22 protein-coding genes and 1 tRNA gene are annotated in these 25,148 nt (G+C 56.3%); 7 read left to right on the top strand and 16 right to left on the bottom strand.

Annotated features, from left to right (window positions below; translation table 11 throughout):
• Positions 1-4: 4 nt before the first annotated feature.
• From GG681_RS08705 to GG681_RS08665, 9 genes are all read right to left on the bottom strand, one after another.
• The gene (locus GG681_RS08705; RefSeq protein WP_153547191.1) at positions 5-772 is read right to left on the bottom strand and encodes an enoyl-CoA hydratase/isomerase family protein; all 768 of its coding nucleotides are present in this window, start codon (positions 770-772) and stop codon (positions 5-7) included.
• Positions 769-1,365, bottom strand: coding sequence for a TetR/AcrR family transcriptional regulator (locus GG681_RS08700; RefSeq protein ID WP_153547189.1), 597 nt, complete (start codon positions 1,363-1,365; stop codon positions 769-771). The genes GG681_RS08705 and GG681_RS08700 overlap by 4 nt, the downstream gene beginning before the upstream one ends.
• A 17-nt stretch (positions 1,366-1,382) precedes the next feature.
• On the bottom strand, positions 1,383-2,141 hold the full coding sequence (locus GG681_RS08695; RefSeq protein ID WP_153547187.1) for an alpha/beta fold hydrolase: 759 nt from the start codon (positions 2,139-2,141) through the stop codon (positions 1,383-1,385).
• A complete protein-coding gene (locus GG681_RS08690) occupies positions 2,138-3,196 on the bottom strand; it encodes a branched-chain amino acid ABC transporter permease (protein WP_153547185.1) in 1,059 nt (352 codons plus the stop codon). The genes GG681_RS08695 and GG681_RS08690 overlap by 4 nt, the downstream gene beginning before the upstream one ends.
• A 1-nt stretch (position 3,197) precedes the next feature.
• On the bottom strand, positions 3,198-4,229 hold the full coding sequence (locus GG681_RS08685) for a branched-chain amino acid ABC transporter permease (protein WP_153547183.1): 1,032 nt from the start codon (positions 4,227-4,229) through the stop codon (positions 3,198-3,200).
• 1 nt (position 4,230) lies between these two features.
• Positions 4,231-4,953, bottom strand: coding sequence for an ABC transporter ATP-binding protein (locus GG681_RS08680; protein WP_153547181.1), 723 nt, complete (start codon positions 4,951-4,953; stop codon positions 4,231-4,233).
• Positions 4,946-5,710 (bottom strand): ABC transporter ATP-binding protein, encoded by a 765-nt coding sequence (locus GG681_RS08675; RefSeq protein WP_153547179.1) that lies wholly within the window; start codon positions 5,708-5,710, stop codon positions 4,946-4,948. The genes GG681_RS08680 and GG681_RS08675 overlap by 8 nt, the downstream gene beginning before the upstream one ends.
• Positions 5,711-5,774: 64 nt before the next feature.
• Positions 5,775-6,950: a substrate-binding domain-containing protein gene (locus tag GG681_RS08670; protein ID WP_153547176.1), complete on the bottom strand. Its 1,176-nt coding sequence runs from the start codon at positions 6,948-6,950 to the stop codon at positions 5,775-5,777.
• A 312-nt stretch (positions 6,951-7,262) separates the two neighbouring features.
• Positions 7,263-7,338: transfer RNA gene (locus tag GG681_RS08665), tRNA-Thr, on the bottom strand.
• A 161-nt stretch (positions 7,339-7,499) separates the two neighbouring features.
• On the opposite strand from GG681_RS08665, the gene GG681_RS08660 reads away from it, so the two are divergent.
• Both GG681_RS08660 and GG681_RS08655 read left to right on the top strand, forming a co-directional pair.
• Entirely contained in the window at positions 7,500-8,387 is an 888-nt protein-coding gene (locus GG681_RS08660; RefSeq protein WP_153547174.1) for a hypothetical protein, read from the top strand.
• Positions 8,384-9,364 carry a hypothetical protein gene (locus GG681_RS08655; protein WP_153547172.1) on the top strand — a complete coding sequence of 327 codons (981 nt, stop codon included), beginning with the start codon at positions 8,384-8,386 and terminating at the stop codon, positions 9,362-9,364. The genes GG681_RS08660 and GG681_RS08655 overlap by 4 nt, the downstream gene beginning before the upstream one ends.
• Here the strand turns inward: GG681_RS08655 and GG681_RS08650 are convergent.
• On the bottom strand, positions 9,336-10,046 hold the full coding sequence (locus tag GG681_RS08650; RefSeq protein ID WP_153547170.1) for an SDR family NAD(P)-dependent oxidoreductase: 711 nt from the start codon (positions 10,044-10,046) through the stop codon (positions 9,336-9,338). The two genes, GG681_RS08655 and GG681_RS08650, sit on opposite strands and share 29 nt — an antisense overlap.
• A gap of 204 nt (positions 10,047-10,250) precedes the next feature.
• On the opposite strand from GG681_RS08650, the gene GG681_RS08645 reads away from it, so the two are divergent.
• A complete protein-coding gene (locus GG681_RS08645; protein ID WP_153547168.1) occupies positions 10,251-11,543 on the top strand; it encodes an O-acetylhomoserine aminocarboxypropyltransferase/cysteine synthase family protein in 1,293 nt (430 codons plus the stop codon).
• A gap of 55 nt (positions 11,544-11,598) precedes the next feature.
• On the opposite strand, the gene GG681_RS08640 is transcribed toward GG681_RS08645, so the two are convergent.
• On the bottom strand, positions 11,599-12,330 hold the full coding sequence (locus GG681_RS08640) for an SIMPL domain-containing protein (RefSeq protein WP_235899824.1): 732 nt from the start codon (positions 12,328-12,330) through the stop codon (positions 11,599-11,601).
• 179 nt (positions 12,331-12,509) lie between these two features.
• Between GG681_RS08640 and GG681_RS08635 the strand changes: the two genes are divergently transcribed.
• The 3 genes from GG681_RS08635 (at position 12,510) to GG681_RS08625 (ending at position 18,623) form a co-directional block, all read left to right on the top strand.
• Positions 12,510-15,131 carry a hypothetical protein gene (locus GG681_RS08635; protein WP_153547166.1) on the top strand — a complete coding sequence of 874 codons (2,622 nt, stop codon included), beginning with the start codon at positions 12,510-12,512 and terminating at the stop codon, positions 15,129-15,131.
• A 249-nt stretch (positions 15,132-15,380) separates the two neighbouring features.
• Positions 15,381-16,601 (top strand): PAS domain-containing protein, encoded by a 1,221-nt coding sequence (locus GG681_RS08630; protein WP_328593336.1) that lies wholly within the window; start codon positions 15,381-15,383, stop codon positions 16,599-16,601.
• 126 nt (positions 16,602-16,727) lie between these two features.
• Complete coding sequence (locus GG681_RS08625; protein ID WP_153547761.1) at positions 16,728-18,623, top strand: monovalent cation:proton antiporter-2 (CPA2) family protein; 1,896 nt, start codon at positions 16,728-16,730, stop codon at positions 18,621-18,623.
• Between the two features lie 35 nt (positions 18,624-18,658).
• On the opposite strand, the gene cobT is transcribed toward GG681_RS08625, so the two are convergent.
• Positions 18,659-19,675, bottom strand: coding sequence for a nicotinate-nucleotide--dimethylbenzimidazole phosphoribosyltransferase (gene cobT / locus GG681_RS08620; protein WP_153547164.1), 1,017 nt, complete (start codon positions 19,673-19,675; stop codon positions 18,659-18,661).
• A 103-nt stretch (positions 19,676-19,778) separates the two neighbouring features.
• On the opposite strand from cobT, the gene cobS reads away from it, so the two are divergent.
• The gene (gene cobS / locus GG681_RS08615; protein WP_153547162.1) at positions 19,779-20,543 is read left to right on the top strand and encodes an adenosylcobinamide-GDP ribazoletransferase; all 765 of its coding nucleotides are present in this window, start codon (positions 19,779-19,781) and stop codon (positions 20,541-20,543) included.
• A 62-nt stretch (positions 20,544-20,605) separates the two neighbouring features.
• Here cobS and GG681_RS08610 read toward each other — a convergent pair whose 3' ends face one another.
• From GG681_RS08610 to GG681_RS08595, 4 genes are all read right to left on the bottom strand, one after another.
• On the bottom strand, positions 20,606-21,115 hold the full coding sequence (locus GG681_RS08610) for a CarD family transcriptional regulator (RefSeq protein ID WP_153547160.1): 510 nt from the start codon (positions 21,113-21,115) through the stop codon (positions 20,606-20,608).
• A 334-nt stretch (positions 21,116-21,449) separates the two neighbouring features.
• A complete protein-coding gene (gene fdxA, locus GG681_RS08605) occupies positions 21,450-21,788 on the bottom strand; it encodes a ferredoxin FdxA (RefSeq protein WP_153547158.1) in 339 nt (112 codons plus the stop codon).
• Between the two features lie 81 nt (positions 21,789-21,869).
• Positions 21,870-22,244, bottom strand: a complete 375-nt coding sequence (locus GG681_RS08600) for an RNA-binding S4 domain-containing protein (protein ID WP_153547156.1) — start codon at positions 22,242-22,244, stop codon at positions 21,870-21,872.
• Positions 22,245-22,249: 5 nt separating this feature from the next.
• Positions 22,250-25,132 (bottom strand): helicase-related protein, encoded by a 2,883-nt coding sequence (locus tag GG681_RS08595; RefSeq protein WP_153547154.1) that lies wholly within the window; start codon positions 25,130-25,132, stop codon positions 22,250-22,252.
• Between the last annotated feature and the right edge of the window lie 16 nt (positions 25,133-25,148).

Genomic DNA, 25,148 nt, shown 5'->3' with positions numbered 1-25,148 from the left:
TTACTCATCCAATGGGTTGAAGAAAATCGCGCATGCGATCGAAGGTCTCGGGCCGTCCGATCAAGGTGCGGAAAGCCTCTGTTTCAGCGTCGAGCCCAGCCTTTAAGACGGCGCGGCGTTTGTCGCTCCAAATGATCGATTTGCTGGCCAATGCGGTTCCCGTCTCGACCGCATTCAGCAGATCGCAGGCGCATTTCTCAGGCACATCGTCAACTGCCTGCACCAGCCCAAGGCGCAGCAGATCATCTGCCCCCTGTCGCTGGTTGGCCAATAGCCAACTGCGGGCCGCAGCACTACCAATAAGGTCAGGCAATAGCGCAGCCCAGCCGCCATCAGGTGCAAAACCCATCACGCCATAGTAGGGCTGCACAAAGGTATCAGGCGCGGCAACCGCAAGATCTGATGCAAACAGCATCCCCGCCGATCCCCCAGTAGCAGCGCCGCGCAGGGCCGTGGCAAAGATCACCGGCATTGTGAGCATGCGCAGGACTAGCGACTGCAGCACTGGCACAACCTCGTGGCTATAAGCCTCAGCCTCTCCTGCCTGAGAGGCCGCAAAAAATCGCGCGACATCCCCACCCGTTGAAAAATTGCGCCCGCCGGTGATCAAAACCTTTTGGATGCCTGCGCGTTCGGCTTGATCCAAGGCGTCATGCAGCGCCGTTAGCAATTCAGGCTCAAGCGCATTTGCACGCGGTGCCTGCATTGTGACACGTGCGAAGCCTTCGCCGCTTTGCAACTCATCACGCTGAAAGGAAACAAGATCCCTCATGGCGCCAATCCATTACAAATAAAGCTATGGGCTTCGGCAACGATCCGGTCGATGTCCGCATCTTCTTCCCATAGTACAAACCGCTCACCCAGTGTTTTTGCGATCCCCATCAAGGCCCAGGCGCGCACCTCGGCGTCTCCGGGGGCAATTTCGCCGGATTGGATCGCTTGTTCCAACTGGTCGGCATAGGCTTGGCCAAATTCCATATAGTAGGTGCGATAGGCATCTGGATCGACAAAACGTGCCTCTTCCACGATGCGGTACTGCATCGGTCGGTCGCGCACGACCATGAGGTAGGCTTCCAGGCCTGCCCGCTCCGCCTCTAGACGGTTGGTGGTCGAGGCAATACGCTCAGCAGCCTGTGACCGGGTCGCTTGCCCCATGTCTTGCACCAGCTCGCGAAAGAGCTCATCCTTACCAGAGAAATAGATGTAGAACGTACCAAGCGCGGTTTCCGCCGCACGGGTGATGTCAGCGATTGAGGCGGCAGCAAAACCTTTCTCACCAATCACCTGTTCTGCCGCGGCGAGTATCTTGGCCCGGCGCTCCAGCCCACGTTTGGTTTTAGGTTTGGCTGCTGCTGTTTTTGTCATATTGGATCTTTCTTCGGTCATGCCTTGGCGCAGTCATTCATAGCAAAGCGGCGCAGCGCGTCACAAAATGCCTGGGGACTTTCCAAATGCGGTGAGTGACCTGCGTTTTCAAACACTTCCATTCGCGCATTTTGCGCTTGCTCAACGAGCCACCCTGCAACCTCAACACTATAAAGCCTGCTCTGCGCGCCACAGAGTGCGAGGTAGGGAATATCGATCTGTGAAATTGTTGCCCGCTCATCCATCGCAGTGAGATCATCCCACAACGGCCGCAGCTGATGCGGATCTTGCGCATCCAGAAAGGACTGCAGCGTTTCACTATGCTGGGGCGTTTCACTGCCTTTTGCATAAAGATTGGTGATGATGCTTTTCACCATGCGATGCCAATGTGGCACAATCTTGGGCGAAACAGATAGGATGTCTTCGCTGCTCTGACCAAGCATTCCAAGCTGCCAATCCGTGTCTGGCAGAATACGCGGGCTCATGTCGATGGTTGCAAGCCCTCTGAGCTTTGAGGTGCCAGAACGCGCGACATAGCGCCATGCGGCCCCGGCCCCCATTGACCAGCCCACCAGAATGGGACGGTCCAATGGTTCCACCCATTGCTCTATCAACTGAACACAGCGATCTAGGCTTGCGTCATCCGACAGGTTTGCACCATGCCCCGGTAAATCAGGCGCGTGGCAGTCAAACCCATCGCCGAGCCGGTCAATCACGTCTTGAAAGAACGCTCCGTTCATGGCCCAGCCGTGCAGGAAAAGTACTGGTATGCTCATGATTTATGCGGTCCGCGCAGTCGTCCAACAATCCCGGTCGGAAAGAAATAGACGCTCAGGATAAACAGGATGCCCAGCCACATCAGCCAGCGATCCGGATCCAATAGATCTGGGATCAGCGGGAGTGCGGATGTGGCCTCAGATGCGCTGCCCATCAGGTTCTGCAGATAGGTCTGCGCCAGAATAAACAGCGTTGCCCCAATCACCGCGCCATACATGGTTCCCATGCCGCCGATCACAACCATCAACAAGATATCGAGCATGATCTCAAAGCTGAGCGTGGTATCGGGCCCCACATATCTGAGCCAGATTGCGAAAAGGCTTCCTGCAAGGGCGGCGGTGGCCGCTGACAGGCAGGTTGCCATGGTGCGATACCACACCACCCGGTAACCGATTGCTTCGGCGCGAAAATCGTTTTCACGGATCGCCTGCAACACCCGTCCAAAGGGCGAATTCATGATCCGCAACAACAGCAGGAACAAAATGAGCGATGCGGTAAAGACCAGATAGTAGTTTAAGATCTTGCCGCTGATTTTGGTGCCCATGAATTCACCCATGCGGTTGGCAGAAGTCAAAACCCGTGGGATTTTATAGGTCAGCCCGTCTTCACCACCTGTGATGGTTGAAAACTGCGACACCAGCACCGCCACGGCCGAGGCAACGGCAAGTGTGATCATAGCAAAGAAAATCGCCCGCACCCGCAGGCTGAAGAGCCCAATCAAAAGCGCCAGCAGTACTGCCGCCAGCGCCCCAGAAACCGAACCCACCAGCAATGCATCAAAACCACGCCCCATATGAAGCGACGCCAGCGCCACCCCATAGGCACCAAGGCCAAAAAACATCGTATGGGCGAAACTGACAATGCCCGTGTAGCCGAGCAAAAGATCATAGCTTGCGACCAGCAGGATAAAGATACAGATCCGCGCGGCTGTATCCAGCGGGCGCACGCCATCAAAGATAAACGGCGCACCCGCAAGGCAAATCAGGATCAGCAGAAGGATCGCGCTCAGCACTGCAGACCGCGGCGTATCACCAGAGAGAAGTTGAACAATCATATCACTTCGCCTTCACAACAGGCAGCATGCCTTGCGGCCGCCACATCAAAATTGCGGTCATCAGCGCGATGTTGGACACCAGCGCCAGTTTCGGCTCAAGAAAGGCCACGTAGTTTTGCAAGAGCCCAACCAGCAGCGCGCCAATAAAGGCCCCCTCCACCGATCCCAGCCCACCGATGATGGCAACGATAAACACCAGCACCATCATCTTTTCGCCCATGCCAGCGGTGATGACTTCTTGGTACAGCCCCCACATCACCCCACCGAGGCCCGCAAGCGCGGAACCGGCGATAAAGACACCGATAAACACCACACGCAGCCGGTAACCGAGCGCTTCAACCATTGGCCCATTTTCGACGCCCGCACGTACAATCAAACCGATTTTGGTGCGCCGCAAGATCATGCGCATGGCGATAAACAGCACAATCCCGATGGCCACAGCCAACAGCCGGTACCGTTCAAGCGCAGCCCCAGCAAATGTAATCGCACCTTTCAGCATCTCGGGGCGGTTGATGAAAATCTCATCCGGGCCCCAGATCACATGGATGAGCTGTTCCATCACGATCAGCCCACCAACAGTCACAAGGATCTGCTTCAGATGTGCGCCGTAAACGGGTTTCACGATGACACGTTCAAACCCCCAGCCCAGCGCGCCGGTCACCGCCATTGCGGCAACCACGGCCAGAAAGACCGCTGAGATATTCAGCATCAAAGACGCAACCCCAGTCCAGTGCTCAAGCGCGATCAGCACAGAAACCCCAACAAAGGCCCCGACAGAAATAAATGCGCCATGGCCAAAGTTGATGACATCCATCAATCCGAAGACCAGCGTCAGACCAGAGGCCATGATAAAAATCATCATCCCCATGGCGAGCCCCGAAACCGTAAGCGTCAACCACGAAGACGGTGCGCCAATGGCGACAAATCCCAGCACCACAAGGATCGGAACCAGTAGCACAGGCATCATTTCATCCAACCGTTCCCCCAGGCTGAGCCGGGCGAAGGTTGGTCTGTGATCAGGAGCAGCGGTCATATCAATGTGCCTCCATGCTCAGACCCATCAGGCGTTCCTGCAGGTCTTTGTTTGTGGCGAGTTCTGCCATTGCGCCGGTCCAAATCACCCGGCCGTCATCCATCACCGCAGCGCTATCTCCCAGCGCTTTGGCCACCGAAAAGTTCTGCTCTACCAACAAGATAGACGCGCCCTGCTCTTTTAGTTCACGCAGCGCCTGCGCCATGGTCGATACAATCGCCGGCGCCAGCCCTTTGGTTGGTTCATCAATCAGATAGAGGCTGCGTTCTTCGGCCATGGCGCGGGCGATCGACAACATCTGTTTCTGTCCGCCCGACAGATTTCCCGCCTCGGAATTCCAAAAGGTGCCAAGCGCCGGAAAGGCTCCAAGCAGCCATTCTTTGCGTTTGGGATCAAGCGGGCCAGAGATCGCGCCAAGCGCCATGTTTTCTTCAACGGTGAGATCGGCAAAAATCCCCATATCTTCGGGGACAAACCCAATACCAGCGCGGGCACGTGCTGAAACTGGCACTTTGGTAATATCGCGCCCATCGTAGCGGATTTCGCCAGATTTCGCAGACCATTGCCCCATGATGGTTTTGAGCGTGGTGGTCTTGCCCACACCGTTTCGACCCAACAGCATAGTCACCTGGCCGCGCGGCACCTCAAGATCAACACCCTGCAGGATGTGATACTGGGCAATATCGGTATAAACTGCATTCAATGACAGGATCGGGTCAGACATGATCCAGCTCCTTACCCATATAGGCCTCTTGCACCACATCCGAGGCCATCACCGTTTCCGGATCGCCATCTGCTGCCAGTGCGCCATTGTGTAAAACAATGATGCGATCCGCGAGCGTGCGGATGACATCCATCTTATGTTCCACCAATAAAACGGTGCGTTCACGGTCCGCTTTGATCTCTGCAATCAGATCAAGAATAACCGGCGCTTCATCGACGCTCATTCCGGCAGTGGGCTCGTCAAACATATAAACCATCGGATCCAGCCCCAACAAAAGCGCCACCTCAAGCTTGCGCTGATCCCCATGGGACAGTGCAGAAACCAGCTGATCCTTTTGCGTATCAAGCCGCACCCGTTCCAGAATAGCCATCGCAGCGACCGTCAGTTCCATATGGTTGTCAGCCATGGAAAACAGGCTCAGCCCCTTGTGCTGGCGCGACTGAATAACCAGGCGGATGTTTTCCAGCACCGACAGGTTGGGAAATAGGTTCGTTAGCTGAAACGCACGCCCTAATCCCCGGCGGCAACGCTCAGCCACGCCAAGGCGGGTGATGTCTTCGCCCATCAGCTTCACCGTGCCACCACTGGCTGGGATCTGGCCTGAAATCAGGTTGAAATAGGTGGTCTTACCCGCCCCATTGGGGCCAACAATAGCGGTCAGCTCACCCGCGTGGAAGCTGCAGGACACTGCGTCGACGGCCACATGGCCACCAAACCGCACGGTCAGCGCCTCGGTCTGCAATAATGTCTGGGTCATATGCCTCTGGTCCCTGTCCGCAGGGGGCAAACTCCCCCTGCGTTTGGTCAGGATGATCCTTGGATCAGTTGTTGCGCACGGGAATGGACATTTCATCCATCGGGATTTCGCGCACGAGCACCGGCACGCCATAGTCCTTGCCGTCCTGCAGCTCGGTGCGGAAATGATACATGGCCTGCATCGCCTGATGATCTTCGGCGCGGAAGGTCATAGTGCCCTTGGGGGTTTCCCAGCTCATGCCCTTCATGGCTTCAATCAGCGCATCGCTGTCTTCGGCGCCACCGGCCTTTTTGATCGCTTCCACGATAGCAAGACCAGATGACATACCACCCGCAGTAAAGAAATCAGGTGGGCTGTCGAAACGTTCAAAATGGGTTTTGACCAGCCATTCGTTCACCGGGTTCTGCGGGATCTCATAGTAATAATAGGTCGCCCCTTCCATACCGGGGAGCTCCTTGTAAGCCTTCAACGCCGCAAGGATATTGCCGCCGGTCGCGATTTCGATCCCAAAGCGTTCCGGCTCCATCGCGTTGATTTTACCCATCGGATTGCCACCACCGGCCCAGATGATGAAAAGCTTCTTTTCACCTTCGATATCAGCCATCTTGGTGAAAACACGCTCTGCTGCAGCGGTGAAATCAGTGGTGTCTGTTGGCACATATTCTTCATGTGCAAGCTTCGCGCCGGTGGCCTCAAGCGCCTCTTTGAACGCTGCCACACCATCGCGACCAAAAGCATAATCTTGCGCCAATGTTGCAATGGTCACCCCTTCTCCGCCCAGGGCCACAGCATTGGCAATTGCATCCTGAGAGGAATTGCGCCCGGTGCGAAACACATAGGGGTTCCAGTTCGATCCAGTGATTGAATCAGCCACTGCAGGCTCCACAATCAACACACGCTCATATTCTTCGGCAACCGGCAACATCGCCAGTGCAACACCCGAACTGACGGGCCCTACCGCAATATGAGCCTCATCATCGCCATAAGCCTCTTCAAGCTGGGCTCGGCCAAGATCCGGTTTCAGCTGGGTGTCTTTTTCGATCAATACGATTTTCTCGCCATTGATCTCCATGGTGCCGCCAGTGGCATATTCCAGACCAAGCTTCAGCCCGTTATGCGACTGCGCCGCATAGGCCTCAAACGGGCCGGTTTTGCCATAAACATGAGCAATACGAATTTCTGCAGTCGCCACAGATGACATCAAAGCACCAGCAACCGTCAACGCAAACACGCGCTTCATAAGTAATCCTCCCTTTTCTCCTCAAAAATATGAAACATGAATCATGATTCATGTCAACTTTAAGAATGACCCGCACTGGGCGCACAGCGAAACAAACGCACACGCAGTAAGAGCAGGCTCAGCGCCAATTTGAATTTTCAGGAGATTTTCATCTGCCCACTCAAAGACATATCAACATAGAGGTGAGGGATTCATGACACAGCACCACTATGTGGCGCAGATGGAAAACGTTACGGAAGCTGAACCCAGCGCAAACGCATGGCATGTCACGAAACATACGTGATAGACCGATCCAACGTTATGTCTGGAAAATGGTGCCCCCACACGGACTCGAACCGCGGACCTACTGATTACAAATCAGTTGCTCTACCAGCTGAGCTATAGGGGCCGTGGCGCGTCTCTTAAAGGCTCCCAAAACTTGGTGCAAGAGCGGAATTTCGAAAAAATGCAAAAAAATCCACTTCCCCCACAAAAGGGAGCGCCGGTTTGACCCGCACCGCCCCAACAGCTATGGCTAAAGCAATATTTTGAACAGGTGGAAGACATTAGATGCAGGTGATTGTTCATTGTGGAGCCCATAGCACCGAAGAAGATCGGCTGCTCAAAAGCCTGCTGCGCAATCGAGAGATTTTCACCAAGTCCAAAACCGCCGTCCCCGGCCCCAGCTCATACCGGTCTTTGCTGAAAGACTGTTTTGCAACGCTTGAGCAAGGCGATCCTGCGCCAGAGTCGCGTGATGTGCTGTGGGAGGCGATCCTTGATGGCGCAGATGCAGAGCGTGTGATCCTTTCTAATCCACATTTCTGGGGCTCTCAAAGAATGGCGCTCAGCTTCAACCAGCTTTACCCCAATGCGGAACTGCGCTGCAGGTTCATGCAGCAGCTGTTTCAAGGCGATGATATTGCGTTACATCTGGGGCTGCGCAATCCGGTGGGGTTTATACCGGGGCTTTTGAAAAACGCCAATCCGCAACGCATCAAAGAGCTGCAGCAAGACAACAGCCCGCTGCGCGTTCAATGGTCGGAGCTGTTGCTGCGTTTGCGTGCCAGCGTGCCAGAGATCCCGATTACCGTCTGGTGCTATGAAGATCTGCCGCTGGTCTGGCCCCATGTTTTGCGCCAATTTGGTGCACTTGAGGCTGGGGCGCGGGTGAATGGCGGCATGGATCTATTGTCGGACATCATGTCGAAAGAGGGCATGCAGCGGCTGCGCAGTTATCTGCACCAACATCCGGATTTCAACGACTCGCAACGCCAGCGCGTAACCCTGGCATTTCTCGACAAATACGCCCTAGAGGATGAGTTGGAAGAAGAGCTCGACATGCCGGACTGGGACGACGTGCTGATTGAAGAGGCCACAGACGCCTATGAGCGCGACCTGGATCGCATTGCAAACATTGGCGGGGTGACCATGATCAGCCCAGCGGTGGAGCCATGAGCTTTAACATTGCAATCATCGCCCAAAACGGCCGCCTCAGCTATGAGGCATTGTTGTTTGCGGCCTCGTTGCGCCAGAATTCACCCGATTTCACCGGCGATTTGTTTGTAGCCACGCCCAGCGCTGGAGCATTATGGTCTGGTGATCCAGAGCTGCGAGCCGCGCCGATCCTAGAGGCCTTTGAGCGGTTGAATGTGCGTGTTTTGCCGTTTGAAAACACGGTCTTTGGCGAAAGCTACCCCCAAGGCAACAAGATCGAAGCGCTGCTAAACCTACCCGAAGGCGAGCCTTTTATCTTTTTCGACAGCGACACGTTGATCACCGGCGATATCACCGCTGTGCCGTTTGATTTCACCCGTCCTTCTGCATCATTGCGGGTGTCAGGCACCTGGCCCAAACCAACGCTCTATGGGCCTGGGTACACGGACATCTGGAAATCGCTTTATGACCGTTTCGGGCTCGATTTTGACAGCAGCCTCGATCTAAGCCAGCCAGATGAATACTGGCGGCGCTACCTCTACTTTAACGCAGGTTTTTTCTACTACAGTTGCCCGCGCCAGTTTGGGCAGCTGTTCTTGGACTATGCGCGCGACATCCGCGACACGCCACCGCCAGAACTGGTAGGGCAAAAAATGGATCCCTGGCTTGATCAGGTTGCGCTGCCATTGGTGATACATGCGCTTGGCGGCGGACGTGATGCACTGCCACAGGGCTACCTTGATGGGGACATCAGCTGCCACTACCGGTTTCTGCCCCTACTATATGCGCGCGAAAGCGATGCGGTGATAGAAACGCTGAAACAGATCGCCGCCCCCAATTGGCTCAAGAAAGTGTTGAAATCCTATGAGCCGATGAAAAAGATGATCTACCAGGGCAAAGGTCATGATGTGCGGGCTTTGTTTGATCAGTCCGCCCTACCCCGGCGCGAACAGGCGATCCGAAAGCGGATCAAGGATGCGGGGTTGTGGCTGCGTTGATCGGCTGAAACGCATTGTCATAGCAGTCCACCACCTCAACACGTGCTGGATCCCGCAAGATCTTGGCGTACTTATATTTGAATGCACCGCTCGACAGATCAACGATCTGCTCAGCCACCCAGCGCGATTGCAACATGGTTGAAGTATCCTCATCCGTTCCCGCCCAGAACCGGGTATTGATGCCCGAAGGTGCTGCGACCAGCACCTTGCCAATCTCACGATCACGCGCGATGGATGCGCCAAACATCGAAAGCCCGGCCTTTGCGGCCGCATATGCAGGTTCATTGGGGCGCGGCGTATAGCCAGAGCTTGACCCGATCAGCATCACTTTCAACGGGGTCGGCGCAATGGGTTTCAGCCGTGCCACCAACATCATCGGCACCAGCAAACCAAGGTTGACCATGCTGGCGAGCGCCCCATCATCAAGCGTCTCGATCTTGCCGCGCTGCAAGAACCCCGCCGCATAAATCACTGTATGAATGCCAGAAAACCCATTCAACAGCTCATCCAGCTGCGCTGACATCTCGCCTGCGCCGATATCCAGATGATGAAACTTTGCACCCTGCAACTGCGGATCACGACGCCCTGTGATGCAGACCGAATGGCCATCCGCTACATAGTGTTTGGCAAGATCTAAGCCCACGCCTGAACTGCCGCCCACAATCAGAATGTTCTTTTTCATCTCCACCTCACAATCCCGTGTTGCGGATAACAAACGCTCCTCTACAATCAATGTCCACGGGTGCAGATCCCCGCAGCACGAAGTTTCGCGCACGCTTAGGTTTTCACGCCACAGCCAGCCGCTTTGCAGAACTTGCGACAATGCGCTGCAAAACCACAGTTTCTGCCTCGCTACAGTGTTGATATTTAAGAGGAGGTTCGACGCATGAGCGACAGCCAATCCCTGGGGTTTGACACCCTTCAGATTCATGCGGGTGCCCAGCCTGACCCGGCAACCGGCGCACGCCAAATCCCGATCTACCAGACCACCGCCTATGTGTTTCGCGACGCCGAACACGCGGCCAAACTCTTCAACCTCGAAGAAGTGGGCTATATCTACTCCCGCCTGACCAATCCAACGGTCGCAAGCCTGCAAGAACGCATCGCCACATTGGAAGGCGGCGCGGGCGCGGTTTGCTGCTCTTCGGGTCACGCGGCGCAGATCATGGCGCTTTTCCCGCTGATGGGTCCGGGGTGCAATGTTGTTGCCTCAACCCGTCTGTATGGCGGCACTGTCACGCAGTTCAGCCAGACCATCAAACGCTTTGGCTGGTCGGCGAAATTTGTTGATTTTGATGATCCGCAGGCGGTTGCCGATGCGATTGATGAAAACACCCGCGCGGTGTTTGGGGAATCGATTGCCAATCCCGGTGGCTATGTCACCGACATTCGCACCATTGCCGATGTCACCGATGCCGCAGGTATTCCGTTGATTATCGACAACACCACCGCAACGCCATACCTGTGCAACCCCATTGAACATGGCGCCACTCTGGTTGTGCACTCCACGACCAAGTACCTCACAGGCAACGGCACCGTGACCGGTGGCTGCGTTGTGGATTCGGGCAAGTTCGACTGGTCCGCCAACGATAAATTCCCGTCGCTTTCGCAACCAGAACCCGCATATCACGGGCTGGTCTTCCATGGTGCACTAGGTCCGATGGCCTTCACCTTCCACTCGATTGCTGTTGGTTTGCGTGATCTAGGCATGACCATGAACCCGCAGGCGGCGCATTACACATTGATGGGTATCGAAACCCTGTCACTGCGCATGCAGCGCCACACTGAAAACGCGGTAAAAGTTGCCAGCTGGCTCGAACAGGATTCGCGCGTGGATTATGTGACCTACGCCGGGCTCGAAAGCTCTCCTTATTATGAGCGCGCGCAACGCTGCTATCCCAAAGGGGCCAGCGCACTGTTCACCTTTGCGGTCAAAGGTGGCTATGATGCTTGCGTGAAACTGGTCGACAGCCTGAAAATTTTCAGCCACGTGGCCAATCTTGGCGATACACGTTCGCTGATCATTCACTCGGCTTCCACCACCCACCGGCAGCTGACGCCGGAACAGCAGGAAGCTGCAGGTGCAAGCCCAAATGTGGTGCGTCTCTCCATCGGGATTGAGGATGCAAATGATCTGATCGCGGATCTGGATCAGGCGCTGACAGCTGCCACCGCCTAATGGCGCTACTTGTTGCCCCTTCGCAATTTTGCGGAGGGGCGCATTCTCTGGTCGCTTATGGCTCCAGATCAAATACCAGCGACACCTGATGGGAAAACTCAAGGCTTCCGGCCGCGATTGGAACCGGCGCGCTGCGGGCCATCTCCATCATCACCCCATCCGGGCGAAAATCATGCTCAGAAATCTGGCGCGCCGCCCCCAGTGTAACACCGGCTGCATCCGCCAACTGCTGGGCTTTGTCATAAGCATCTTTCACCGCGGCTGCGCGCAGATCACGCTCAATCGCATTGGCATCTTCCAAACCAAAGCGCAGGCCCTGAAATTGATTGGCCCCAACCGCCAAGACCTGATCCAGCACACCACCTAGCGCATCCAAATCCCGTAACTTCACCGTCAACATGTTTGACGCTTCAAAGCCCACAACCTTACGCGTGCCATTCTGATCGTAGCGATCATCCCGCGCCCAAACCGGCGACAGCGACAGCTGGCTCGTTTGCATATCTTCTGCTGCGATTCCGGCGGCGACCAGTTCATCGATAATGGCAACCATGGCTTTGGATGCGGCTGCCATGGCTGCACGTGCTTCTTCGTGCTCTTCGCGCACACCCAATGTCAGCACCGCCTGATCCGGCGCAACTGCCCTGCTGGCGCTGCCTTGCACCACGATCTGGCGCTGTGCTTCGGCCACAACCGGCTGAGCAGCGGCAACAGTCGGCAAATAAAGCTGTCCAACCGCAATCCCTGCGCCCAAAACAATCGACTTCAGTCCCATATGCACCATTTTCATCTCTACCTTTTTGCCACCATTGATGGTTCTGTTCCTATCAAGGCGGCAGATCGCCAGTTTGCAAGGGGCAACCTGCCGTAGTTCTTTAACTTGGCGATTACCTGCTTTAAGGTGCAGCCCATAACAGAACAGCAGCGCAGGGCTGCGCGCGTATAAGATTTTGGTGGTTTGACGGCGGCATGAAACCCGATTTTGCTCTTTCTCTTTCTTCTCAGGGGATTACTCTCCTGCTGCGGGCGGCAGGTGGCTGGCGCTCCATTGGCCAAGTGGCCTTTGATGTGGCAGATCTGGACGCGGCTCTGGCCGACCTTCGTACAGCTGGCGAAGCCTACGGGCTGCCGCTGGCCTGCAAACTGATCCTGCCGAATGATCAAATTCGCTATCTCTCGGTTGAAACAGGTGAAATTGCTCCCGATGCGCGCCGCGCACAGGCTGGTGCAGCGGTGGCAGAAGCGACCCCATACGCATTGGACGAGCTCGCCTTTGACATCAGCGCGGACGGGGGCATAACCCATGTGGCCGCCGTTGCGCATGAAACCCTGGAAGAGGCAAGGGGCTTTGCAAACGCCCACGGTTTCACCCCTACAAGCTTTGTCGCGATCCCGGGTGAGCAGGCCTTTTTGGGCGAGCCATTCTTTGGAGCAGCAAACGCCGATAACGATGTGATCCCCGATGGGATTGCTGTTGTTGATCTTGGCCCTGCCTCCCCGCCTCCAAGCCCCGCTTTGGAGGAAGAGCTTGCGCCCGCATCCGTGCAGGAAGCGCCGACAAAAGCAGAGACCAAACCCCAGGAACCCGAAGCTCCTGCACCAAGCGCGCAAGCGACCAAACTGGAAGAAATTGCTAGCCGCGCCGCTGCTGCGCTTGCGCGTGACGACCTGCCTGATCATGTCTCAGCCACCGCGCCAACCGGCCTGCCTGAAACGCTTGATTTCAGTGCAATCGATACACTCGCAGAAAGAACGTCTGACATTGTAACGGCAGACGCTTCAGCACCAAAAGCTTCCGAAGCTGCGGTCAACACCACTGATGCCACAAAGCAAAAAGCCGCGAATGAAGCTCCAGAGGGTCAAACACAGGTTGGTTTTGTCAGCCGCCGCGCCAATCGGCCTGATCACAAACCCGATGCCCCAGAGGTGACCGCGCGCAAAACGCTTTCCCCCACCCCAGCTGCACCTCCGGTTTCCGCCAAAGCGCCAGTGGCAACCAAAGCACCTGCACTTGCAGCGAACAAACCTGCCGTTGCTGCCAAAGCACCCGTCGCCCGGCCGCAGGCGGCAAAACCCATCGCTGTTGCGCCACCCCGCGCGCCCAAAGCGAGTGTTCCCGCCACCGCGAAACCGGCCGTTCTTGCCCAGATCAAGCCCAAGCAGATCGCGGTCCCCGCGAACTCTCCTGAGGCGCGCGCCGCCGCCGCTGCCAAAGCTGCATATGAAAAAGGTGAAGAAGCACCCGCGACCCAGGCAAAGACGCAAACAATCGGCGGCAAACCTCGTTTTCTCGGGCTGATGCTGACGTCGCTCTTGCTCATTTTTATGGCCGTGGTTGCGGCCGTGGCCTATTGGTCGGATCCGGCGGATGATCTGATTGAGCCTGCACTCCCAGAAGCGCGCGAGAATTTGTCGCTCGGCGCGGCGAGTGAGGATGCCCCCGCGCTTCAAGCGGAACCAATCGAGGCCGCGCCCCCGGTGGAAACATCCACCTCAACCAGCGCGCCGCCCGATCAGATCAGCAGCCTTGATCCCGGCCCCGACGCTTCGCTCGAAACCATTGAACCAAGTCCCGAAACACCTTCCCTCAGCACAACTGACAGCGCAGCACTTGATCTGTTGGCGGAAGAGGCCTCCCCCCAAATTGATCAACCCGCCGATCAATCAGATGCAGAGCGTGCCCTGCGCACAAGCTACGCCGCAACAGGTATCTGGCAGCAGCCACCAAGCCTGGATGCGGCGGCTTCGCTTCAAGGGCTTGATGATATCTATGTGGCATCTATCGACAATGCCGCGCTGTCGCATGATGCAATTGCCTTGCCCAACCGTGTAGGTTTCAACAGCGACCTGATCCAAACGGCTCTGCCTTCTCCTGCCCCCGCAGACAGTCGATTTGATCTCGATGAACGCGGCTTGGTGATTGCGACCCCCGAAGGCACGCTGAACCCGGATGGGATTACCGTCTATCTTGGCCGCCCCAACAAGGTACCGCCCCCCGCGCCCGTGCGCCCATTGCGGGCGGCGCCGGTGCAGACCTCTAACCTTGCACTGGCGCGCCCGCGGCTGCGCCCCGTTGATCTACAAGAACGCGCAGAGCGCGCCCGCTTTGACGGCCGCAGCCGGGCTGAACTGGCAAAATTCAGACCACGTCTGCGTCCCATCTCGCTGGCGCCCCCAGCCGCACCCGAAGCGATCGCGGCCGAAGTGGAAGAAACCATTGCCGCCTTGGTCAATGAGGGTTCCGCCCCAGAGCGTTCGGTTATCCCACGCAAACGCCCCGACACCCTCGCCAAGCGCACTGAGCCACGCAGCGTTGCTGCTGCGGTCACCACACCGCGCATCCCATCAAACTCAAGCGTTGCCCGTGAAGCCACTGTTAGAGGCGCGATAAACCTACGCGAACTTAACCTCATTGGCATCTCTGGCAGCTCGCGCAACCGCGAAGCATTGGTCCGCCTGCCCTCTGGACGTTTGAAAAAACTAAAAGTAGGCGACTCAATCGATGGTGGGCGTGTCACCGCAATCGATGAACAGCGACTCCTTTATCAAAAAAGAGGACGCAATCACACGCTGCGTATGCCCAATGGGTAAGCATCTGCACAGGATTTAGGCATAGATTTTTTGATGTATTATTTATGCAATTGCGAAGCTTTTTTGGCACAGATCGCAACCCCCTGATACAAAAAGAAAACTCAAAACCTCGCAAGAGCCCCCTTTCAGAATTCACCACTTTATCCACAATCAAAACGCGATTGAAACAGCTCGCGGTTAACCCAGTGGGAACGTTTTTCACCTAGATCTAGCAGCCAGAAAATCTGAGTCAAAGATTGGATCGTGAACGTGTCTTATATGGATCGCCGCGTCGAACAACGCCCTCAAAGTGGTGAAGCTCCATTTGCATTAAATGAAGTATTCTTTTCACGCACTGACGGCCGTGGCATCATACGTGCTGGTAACTATGTGTTTCAACGGGTGTCCCACTATAGCTGGGACGAGCTTTTGGGGGCCCCTCACAAGGCCATTCGCCACCAGGATATGCCCCGCGGGGTTTTCCACCTGTTTTGGGATATTATCAAACAGGGCAAAACCATGGGGGCCTATGTCAAAAACCGCTCCAAAGATGGGCTACATTATTGGGTCTATGCGGTCGTGGTTCCCTGCGGGGATGGCTATCTGTCGGCGCGCATCAAACCCTCCAGCAAGGTATTTTCCGAAATTCAGCGCCTCTATTCAGATTTGCTGAAAGCCGAAAAGGAAGAGGAAATCAGCCCGGCCGAAAGCGCCGAGATGCTGCTCGCAGCGCTCAAAGAAAAAGGCTATGACACCTATCACGAGTTTGCCGTGGATGCGCTGTGCGAGGAGCTGCTGGCGCGCGATCATGGCCTAGGCAAGGCCGCCAATCCAAAAATTGCTCAGCTGCGAGAGATGCTCAATGACGCCCGCACCCTCGTGGGGGAAACCGAAGGGCTGATCACCGATTTTGATGCGATGAATACGATCCCGCATAACCTGCGCGTGATTGCATCGCGGATCGAGCCTTCGGGCGGGCCGGTCACGGTGCTGTCGCAAAACTACGGCGCGATGTCGCGAGAAATGAGCGATTGGTTCTCCACGCATGTGATGGGCGCGGATACCAATTTTGCGGCCATTCTGGATTGCGTGCAAAACAGCCTTTTTGTCGAGTGCATGTGCCGTATCATGACAGAATGCGACACCCAGCTGCAAACGGAACGTCGCAGCCTCGGCAAAGTCGACATGGAAGCAGAACGCAGCATTCTGGCCTCTCTTGTTGCGGAACAAACAGCTGAAGCTGAAGCAGGTCTGCAACAGGTCGACAGCGAAGCGGAACGCATCTTGCGCGCCTGCCAGGTAATGCATCGCCACTTCCTAGGGCTAAGCTCGACCCGTGTTTTGTGTAAGATCGAAAGCGCCCGCCTGCCCGAATCCGGTGAAACGCTTTCAGACATCATCGACCAACTGGGCAGTTTTCAGGAACGGATTTCGCAACGGCTGGAACGTATCGCAAACCTCAGCACTGAGATCCGAGCCCTCGAAAGTTGATAAAACGGCCTGCGCCCCTACCCAAAACAGCGGCGCAGGCTACATCGGGCAACAGTTTTTCGCCCGCCCCTCGGGATCCGGTTTAATTCCGTTGCAGGACCCGGTTCAGGCTTGCCATATAGATTTATGGAAGCCTTTTTGTACCAAGCCTCGATCTACCTCGCTGCGGCTGTAATTGCCGTTCCTATTGCTGCACGCCTCGGACTTGGCTCTGTGCTCGGCTATCTTGCAGCTGGCATCATCATTGGCCCCGTTCTGGGGCTGGTGGGCGCAGAAACCGCGGATCTCCAGCATTTTGCAGAGTTTGGCGTGGTGATGATGCTCTTCCTCATCGGGCTTGAGCTGGACCCCCGTGCACTCTGGGCGATGCGACACAATCTACTCGGCCTTGGTGGCGCACAGATTGTGTTTAGTACCATTTTGCTCATGGGCGCCGCGATGGCCGCGAATATGAGCTGGCAAATGGGGCTTGCAATTGGTCTGTCGCTATCGCTCTCTTCAACTGCGATCGTACTGCAGACGCTGTCGGAAAAGGGCCTGATGCAAACCGGCGGTGGCCGCGCGACATTTGCGGTGCTCCTCACTCAAGATATCGCGGTGATCCCAATCCTTGCGCTGCTGCCCTTGCTCGCCACCACTTATGTGCCCCATATCAGCACAGATGGGTCGATCACCCGTGCTGGTGCAGATCATGGCGGGGGTCATGGCGGGAGCCATGGCTTTGACCTGTCTCTCGTGGACGGGTTACCCGGATGGGGCGTGGCATTGGTGACGCTTGCGGCCATTGCAGTGATTATTCTTGCAGGTATCTATCTGACCCGACCGGTGTTTCGCTTTATCCACGCCACCAATCTGCGTGAGATGTACACGGCGCTCGCCTTGCTTATTGTGGTCGGGATCTCATTCCTGATGACGCTGGTGGGCTTGTCCCCCGCGCTTGGTGCCTTTCTGGCCGGGGTGGTTCTTGCCAACTCAGAATTTCGCCATGAAATGGAAAGCGATCTCAACCCGTTCAAAGGCCTGCTGCTCGGGCTGTTTTTCATTACGGTTGGCGCGGGGATCAATTACAAGCTGTTCTTTGCCGATCCCGGTGATCTGATTGGCCTTGCCCTACTGGTGATCCTGGCCAAGGGTGTTGTGCTTTTTGTGGTTGGGCGCATGTTTGGACTGCGTCACCGCAACCATTGGCTCTTTACATTGGGGCTTGCACAGGCTGGTGAATTTGGCTTTGTGCTGCTCGCTTTTATTGGACAGCTCCATATTTTACCCCAACGGGTGTCAGAAAAGCTGTTGCTGATCATTGCGCTGACCATGCTGATCACGCCGCTATTGTTCATCGCTTATGATATGCTGTCGCGGCTCGCTGGTGAAAAGACCACCCAGATGCCTGCGCCCGATGACATCGATGAAACCGGCACCGTGATCGTTGCGGGCATTGGCCGTTTTGGCCAGATCGTCAACCGGCTGGTGCGGGCCAGTGGCTTCAAAACAGTGGTGCTCGACAGCGACATTGAGGCTGTGCAACTGATGCGCCGCTTTGGCGTCAAAAGCTTCCTCGGCGACCCCACGCGCCCCGAACTTCTGCGCGCTGCAGGCATTGCCAAGGCGCGCGTTCTGGTGGTGGCACTGGATGATCCGGCGAATGTGACCAAGCTTGTGAGCTACGCGCGGCGCAGCTATCCCGATCTGCATATTATTGCCCGCGCCTATGACCGTCATCATGTGTACGCGCTGTATCAGGCTGGTGCCAATGACATCGTGCGCGAAATGTTTGACAGCGCCCTGCGCGCGGGTCGCTACGTGCTCGAAAACGCGGGCCTCAGTGAATATGAAGCGGCGCAGGCTGAACAGACGTTTTATGCGCATGACCGTCAAACAGTACGCGAGCTGGCGGATCATTGGCGACCAGATATCCCTCCGGCAGAAAACGGCAGCTACATCAACCGCGCCCGAGAGCTGGAAAAAGATCTGGAAACCGCACTGATGGAACTTGCGGAAAAAAAAGCGCGCGACACCGCTTAGGGGACGCGCGTTTTAACCAGCACTGGAATGAACGATCAGCCGTCGCTCACACCTGCTTCTTCAAACGTGGCCATCTCGCTGTGACAGGCCAATGCGCCGCGCAGGATCTGGATCGCCAGAGTGCCGCCAGAACCTTCGCCCAGACGCATATCGAGATTGAGCAGTGGCACTTTGCCAATCTTGGACAAAAGCGTCTGATGCGCGCCTTCGGCGCTCACATGCCCCGCAACGGTATGATCCAACGCTCCCTCGACCGTTTCCGCCAGACAGGCTGCAGCCGCGCAGCAGATGTAGCCATCCAAAATCACCGGAATGCGCAGCATACGTGCCGCCGCAATGGCCCCCGCCATAGCCGCAATCTCACGCCCGCCAAGACGTGCCAAAGCATCCAATCCATCACGGATCTGGCTTCTGTGACGCAGCACCCCAGCTTCCACAACCTGTGCTTTCTGCACCAGTGCCTCATTGTCGATCCCGGTACCACGCCCGGTCCATTCATCGGCAGTCCCACCAAACAGCGCAAGACACAGGGCCGCGGCAGAGGTGGTATTTCCGATCCCCATCTCCCCCACCACAAGCAGGTCGCTATCTGGACGCACAGCTTGCCAGCCGCTGGTCAGCGCCTCGAGCAGCTTTTGCTCATCCATTGCGGGAGCTTCGGTAAAATCAACAGTGGGAACATCGAGATCCAGTGCCAAAACGTCCAGTTGCGCCCCAGCAAACCGCGCCAACTGATTGATCGCCGCACCGCCTTGCTGGAAATTTGCCACCATCTGTTTGGTCACTTCAGGTGGAAATGCAGACACTCCGCGTGCAGCAACCCCGTGATTGCCGGCACAGACAATCACCTGCGGATTGCGCAGCTGCGGCCGCACCTCTCCACGCCAGCCGGCGTACCAGATCGCAAGATCCTCTAGCCGCCCCAAAGAGCCGGGCGGCTTGGTCAATTGGCCGTTTAAAACGGCCGCATTCACCTCGGCATCCTGATCGATATCAGGGGCAGTTGCGAGCTGAGCTTTGAATTCGTCTACTGTCAAAAGCTTTGGCAGCATTTAAGGGCCTCGTTGCATCTTCTTGCCGGACAGGATTAAACCGATCGGGACTTTATAAACACTGTCAGCGGCGTAGGCATATACTTTTGAAGGTTCCAGTCACATGAAAAACCGCTTCGACCCACGCGATATATTGGTGAGTCACATATTGCTCACCCGTTTACCGATTCCCCGCCTGTCCGACAAATGCTTTGCGCGTCAAAATCACGCTGTTTGGGCCTTTCCTCTCGCCGGAATCAGCGTTGCTACCCTTTGCGTTGCGCTAGCATATATTGCTGCAATTCTCGGTTTTTCTGCACCGTTCCTTGCCGGTCTTGTTCTGATCACCTCGATCGTTCTTACCGGCGCGATGCACGAAGACGGGCTCGCGGATGTAGCGGACGGTTTTTGGGGTGGCTTTGACCGTGCCCGCAGGCTGGAAATTATGAAAGACAGCCATATTGGCACCTACGGGGTTTTGGCGTTGATCATGGTGAGCATAATGCGCTGGTCTGCCCTGTCCTCTCTTTTTCGTGATAACGGGACGTCAGCGCTCTGGCTGTTGCTACCGGTGGCAGCGCTGTCGCGCGCCGTTCTCCCCGCGATGATGTATAAATTGCCAGATGCGCGCCCATCTGGGCTGGCACAATCCGTTGGTCGCCCGGGGCTTGCTGCAGTCATAGCTGCCCTGTTCATTGCGCTGGTGACAGCGCTGCTGATCCTTGGCCCATTCAAAACTTTGGTTCTCAGCATCGTTTCTGTGCTGATTGTTCTGGCGCTGGCATTTCTTGCGCTGCGCAAAATCGGCGGCAAAACCGGAGATGTATTGGGAACAGCGCAACAGCTCACTGAACTCAGCTGCCTTTTGGCTCTGGTCGCGCTGATCTGACGCGTAAGAATAAGGGCAGCAACGTCACGCGCTGCTGCCCTCAAAATCAAAACAACTTTTGCTTATGCCGCGCGGGATGTCAGAACTTCATCCACTTTGCGCGCCGCAAGCACTTCGTCATTACCGGAAACGGCAGCCACTTCACGGGTCAGACGCTCCAGCGCGGCTTCATACAGCTGGCGCTCAGAATAGCTCTGCTCACGCTGATCATCGGCGCGGTGCAGATCGCGGACCACTTCGGCAATGGCAATCAGATCCCCAGAGTTGATCTTTTGCTCATATTCCTGCGCGCGACGTGACCACATGGCGCGTTTCACCTTGGCCTTACCCCGCAGGGTTTTCATCGCCTGCTCGATCACATCCGGCGAGCTGAGCGAACGCATGCCAACTTCCACCGCTTTGTTGGTGGGCACCCGCAGGGTCATCTTGTCTTTTTCGAAGGTAATCACAAACAATTCGAGCTTGAAACCAGCCACTTCTTGTTCTTCAATCGAAATGATCTGTCCCACACCATGCGCCGGATAGACGACATATTCATTGGGGCGGAACTCGAGCTTCTTCGATTTCGTCATATAGGTCTTTCCTCACATGTTGCCGGTTGCCCCGGCCTTACGCCGACAAAAAGCCCGGGAAGAAGTCATAAAATCCTCACCCCAAACTTAGTGTCGCGAAAACACTTAATTCTGCACAAGCACGTACCGCGCAGGTCATTGTGTCTTCGAAACTTTTTTACATTCCCTGAGTATACCACAAAATCAGCCCCCCTAAAAGCACCCGTCCGAGGCTGGGGGAAAATGCGGTAGAAAGACACTTCTAAGGTGCATTCTCAAAGGCTCGTTAGCCCGAGACCCGTCGCGCTGCGGCGCAGAATGCCGCAGACGCATAATACTTAGTGCAGACTAAGGCTTACCCGCCCTCGCCCGGCGCTTCTGAGAAGTACTTGGTGACCTTATCGGTTTCGCCATCGCGCTCTTCGTAACCGGGCATCGGTTCTTTCTTGGTCACGATAACCGGCCAGATTTCGGCGTATTTGCGGTTAAACTCTACCCATTTATCCATCTCTGGATCGGTGTCCGGGCGAATCGCATCCGCCGGGCATTCCGGTTCACAAACACCGCAGTCGATACATTCATCGGGATGGATCACCAGGGTGTTTTCACCCTCATAGAAACAATCCACCGGGCATACCTCAACACAGTCGGTGTATTTGCATGCGATGCAGTTATCTGTAACGACGTAAGTCATCGGCGTCTGGTTCCATTATTTGTTTGGCAAGTGGCTAATCCAAGTGATTAGCTAATCCAGCTGACCCGGTTCTTCAAGGCGTCAAAAGGTGTCACGCCTACGAGTAAGATCAAGCACCCTACGTTCCCTTTTATCAGGACGTCCCTTTCCCTCATATCGGGGGTTTTGCGGCACAGTGTCCCGCCATTCGGTCTTATCTAGGTACAATTCTTGTGCCTCGACCGCTGGTCCGCGTCGCTCTCCGAGGGCTGAAACCTCAACAACACGGATTTGTGACCCCTGCGCAAATGTCAAAACGTCTCCGATGACAATGGCTTGCGCAGGTTTCAGTGTTTTTTGTCCATTCAACCGCACATGCCCCGCAGAGACCTGTTTGGCTGCAAGGCTGCGGGTTTTGAAAAACCGCGCATACCACAGCCATTTGTCAATGCGGAGCTTTGCAGCCGGGGCCGTCATCGGGATCAATCGCCCTTGGTCAGCCCCATCAGCGCTGCTGCAAATGGGTTGTCTGGGTCGATGGCCTTTTCTTTCTTAGGCGGACGCGCGCTAAAGGTTTTGGCACCGGGGTTGCCCTGACGTGGGCCACCTTTTTTACCGGGCTTGCCGCCTTTGCCTTTGCGAGGACCACGATCGCCGCCGCGCTCATTGCTGCGTTCGCCACCGCGAGCCTGCTGGCCCTCGTTGCGGCGTGCGCCGCCACGATTGTTCTGACGGTTGCGATTCCCTCCCCAGGTGAAGGTGTAAAACACTTCAACCTCAGGCTCATCAGATGCCGCAGCAGCGTCTGCTGCTTGAGCCTCTGCTGGCGCTGCGGCCTCCTCTGTGGTGGCCTCCTCAGCAACTGGGGCTGCCGCGGCGTCCTCTGCCACTGCAGCTTCAGTCGCCTCAGCGGCTTCTGGCTCAGTGGTTTCAGCCTTGGCTTCATCAGCTACAGCTTCAGCAACTGCGGGCGTTTCAGCCGCAGCTTTCACTTTCGTGCGCTCACCTTTTTCGCTGCGATAGCCGAGACCTTGCATCAGAACTGCAAACTGCTCCAGCGTCATGCCGGTGATAGACAGCATATCCGCCTTGGCTTCAAAACCACCGCGGCTGTCTTCGTTGCGCAGCATATCGGCCAGACGTTCCAGCATATCGATACGGATCATGCGTTCACCAGCGGCGCGGTAGCCACACATGGTGTCATAGCCTTCAGGCGCACCTTCCACGGTTGGAACGGTGACCAGGCCCGGAGGCGGCGCATCGGGGAATTCCTGCAAGCCATTGGCCAAGGACCACAGCACCAGACGCAGACGCGTCGGCGCAGGCTTCAGCAAAAGCGGCATAAAGATGGTGAACTGACCAAAGCGAATGCCATGTTTGCGCAATGCTGCGCGGGCATCCTGGTCGAGATCTTTGACCTCTTGGGCAACACCTGCACGGGGCAGCACCCCAAGCGCTTCAACCATGCGGAACGCAAAACCACGCGCAAGCCCGTTGAGCGCCTCGTCGTTTTTCAGGTTCATCAACGGCTCAAACAGGGTCGAAACCCGGCGGCTGATGAAATGCTGCAAACGGCGCTCAACCTTTTGGGCCACGTCGGAGCCAGCGGTGTCATCCACAAAAACTTCGATTTTCGGCGACAAAACATCGTCGCTGGCAACCAATTTACCAACCGCATGTTCGCCCCACATCAGGCCACCCTGATCGGTGAAATCGATCTCGGTGTCTGGTGCGTTGTAGAACCGATCTGCGCGCAGATGGAAATGCGGTGCAAGCGCCTGCAATGAGGCTGCCTTCAGCGCCTTGGCTTCTGCACCCTGTGCGCTTTTGTCCGGTGAAAACCGGAACCCCTCGAGCCGTCCGACAAATTCGCCTTCGACGGTCACTTCACCCTGGTCATTTACTTCGGCCAAGAGGGCCTCCTTCTGTTTGAGCCGGCGCAAAAGCACGGATGTGCGCCGGTCCACAAATCGCTGAGTCAGCCGCTCGTGCAGCGCGTCTGACAATCTGTCTTCTACAGCGCGCGTTTCACCGCGCCAATGACTTTCATCACTTACCCAACCGTTTCGTTGTGCCACATAGGTCCATGTGCGGATAAATGCCAGTCTCTTGGACAAAGCATCGATATTTCCATCGGTTTTATCAATTCGCCGGACCTGTCGCGCCAGAAAATCATCTGGAATACGGCTACGTTCGTGAAGATGTTCAAAAATTACGGTTAATAATGCTGCGTGCTCTGCGTGGCTGATACCACGAAAATCAGGGATTCGGCATACGTTCCATAAAAGTTTTACCCCTGAAGCAGTGGTGGCACGGGCCGCAACTGCGGCATCACGCCCCATTATTTTGAGCGTGCGCAGATCATCTGCTTCGCGCGCTTTCACAAGCCGTTCGTCATTTGGGCTTTGTTCCAGCGAATGTTCCAACGCCTCAATGGTGCCAAATTGCAGATCCGCGGAACGCCAGTTCAGCTTTTTCAGCGGGGTAAAACGATGCTCCATAATCGCTTCGGCGGTGTCTTGATCCAGCGGACGCGCATCACCGGTGACGCCAAAACTACCGTGGCTCATCCCCCGACCGGCCCGGCCCGCAATCTGCGCCAGCTCATTTGGCGCAAGCGGGCGCATGCGGCGGCCATCAAATTTTGAGGTCGAGGAAAACGCCACATGGTCAATATCGAGGTTGAGCCCCATGCCAATGGCGTCGGTCGCCACCAGATAATCCACATCCCCGTTTTGATACAGCTCCACCTGCGCATTGCGCGTGCGGGGGCTCAGCGCGCCCATCACCACAGCAGCGCCGCCTTTTTGGCGGCGGATCAGCTCGGCGATGGCGTAAACATTATCAACGGAAAACCCCACAATCGCGCTGCGCGCTGGCATGCGGCTGATTTTCTTGGATCCCCCATAGACCAGATCCGACATGCGTTCACGGCGCATGAACTCAACGCCCGGCACCAAGTCTGCAATGGCCCCGCGCATGGTGTCTGCCCCCAGAAACAATGTTTCATGGGTGCCGCGCGCGCGCAGCAGCCGATCCGTAAACACATGACCACGTTCAGGATCGGCGCAGAGCTGGATCTCATCGATAGCCAGAAAATCACAGCCGAGCCCTTCGGGCATAGCTTCTACGGTACAGATCCAATAGGCCGCTCGCGGCGGTACAATCCGCTCTTCGCCGGTCACCAGCGCCACAACGGACGGGCCTTTGATCGCGACAACCTTGTCATAGACCTCGCGCGCCAGAAGACGCAGCGGAAAGCCCATCACCCCGGAGCGATAGCTCAGCATCCGCTCTATGGCATAATGGGTTTTGCCCGTATTGGTCGGCCCCAAAACACCCACAATCCGCGATGCGCGCATCATTGCATCACTCCCAAAG

It is taken from the genome of Tritonibacter aquimaris, from assembly GCF_009617595.1.
Lineage (GTDB): Bacteria > Pseudomonadota > Alphaproteobacteria > Rhodobacterales > Rhodobacteraceae > Epibacterium > Epibacterium aquimaris.
The sequence above is the reverse complement of the archived record's forward strand: the minus strand, read 5'-3'. Positions and strand labels throughout refer to the sequence as shown.

Excerpts from the sequence above, each read along its gene's own strand:
- GG681_RS08645 (WP_153547168.1), top strand. The coding sequence starts at position 10,251 with ATGAGCGACAGCCAATCCCTGGGGTTTGACACCCTTCAGATTCATGCG.
- GG681_RS08705 (WP_153547191.1), bottom strand. The coding sequence starts at position 772 with ATGAGGGATCTTGTTTCCTTTCAGCGTGATGAGTTGCAAAGCGGCGAA.
- GG681_RS08695 (WP_153547187.1), bottom strand. The coding sequence starts at position 2,141 with ATGAGCATACCAGTACTTTTCCTGCACGGCTGGGCCATGAACGGAGCG.
- GG681_RS08635 (WP_153547166.1), top strand. The coding sequence starts at position 12,510 with ATGAAACCCGATTTTGCTCTTTCTCTTTCTTCTCAGGGGATTACTCTC.
- GG681_RS08610 (WP_153547160.1), bottom strand. The coding sequence starts at position 21,115 with ATGACGAAATCGAAGAAGCTCGAGTTCCGCCCCAATGAATATGTCGTC.
- GG681_RS08640 (WP_235899824.1), bottom strand. The coding sequence starts at position 12,330 with ATGAAAATGGTGCATATGGGACTGAAGTCGATTGTTTTGGGCGCAGGG.
- cobT (WP_153547164.1), bottom strand. The coding sequence starts at position 19,675 with ATGCTGCCAAAGCTTTTGACAGTAGACGAATTCAAAGCTCAGCTCGCA.
- GG681_RS08680 (WP_153547181.1), bottom strand. The coding sequence starts at position 4,953 with ATGTCTGACCCGATCCTGTCATTGAATGCAGTTTATACCGATATTGCC.
- fdxA (WP_153547158.1), bottom strand. The coding sequence starts at position 21,788 with ATGACTTACGTCGTTACAGATAACTGCATCGCATGCAAATACACCGAC.
- GG681_RS08675 (WP_153547179.1), bottom strand. The coding sequence starts at position 5,710 with ATGACCCAGACATTATTGCAGACCGAGGCGCTGACCGTGCGGTTTGGT.
- GG681_RS08650 (WP_153547170.1), bottom strand. The coding sequence starts at position 10,046 with ATGAAAAAGAACATTCTGATTGTGGGCGGCAGTTCAGGCGTGGGCTTA.
- GG681_RS08685 (WP_153547183.1), bottom strand. The coding sequence starts at position 4,229 with ATGACCGCTGCTCCTGATCACAGACCAACCTTCGCCCGGCTCAGCCTG.
- GG681_RS08690 (WP_153547185.1), bottom strand. The coding sequence starts at position 3,196 with ATGATTGTTCAACTTCTCTCTGGTGATACGCCGCGGTCTGCAGTGCTG.
- cobS (WP_153547162.1), top strand. The coding sequence starts at position 19,779 with ATGAAAAACCGCTTCGACCCACGCGATATATTGGTGAGTCACATATTG.
- GG681_RS08625 (WP_153547761.1), top strand. The coding sequence starts at position 16,728 with ATGGAAGCCTTTTTGTACCAAGCCTCGATCTACCTCGCTGCGGCTGTA.
- GG681_RS08655 (WP_153547172.1), top strand. The coding sequence starts at position 8,384 with ATGAGCTTTAACATTGCAATCATCGCCCAAAACGGCCGCCTCAGCTAT.
- GG681_RS08660 (WP_153547174.1), top strand. The coding sequence starts at position 7,500 with ATGCAGGTGATTGTTCATTGTGGAGCCCATAGCACCGAAGAAGATCGG.
- GG681_RS08600 (WP_153547156.1), bottom strand. The coding sequence starts at position 22,244 with ATGACGGCCCCGGCTGCAAAGCTCCGCATTGACAAATGGCTGTGGTAT.
- GG681_RS08700 (WP_153547189.1), bottom strand. The coding sequence starts at position 1,365 with ATGACAAAAACAGCAGCAGCCAAACCTAAAACCAAACGTGGGCTGGAG.
- GG681_RS08595 (WP_153547154.1), bottom strand. The coding sequence starts at position 25,132 with ATGATGCGCGCATCGCGGATTGTGGGTGTTTTGGGGCCGACCAATACG.
- GG681_RS08670 (WP_153547176.1), bottom strand. The coding sequence starts at position 6,950 with ATGAAGCGCGTGTTTGCGTTGACGGTTGCTGGTGCTTTGATGTCATCT.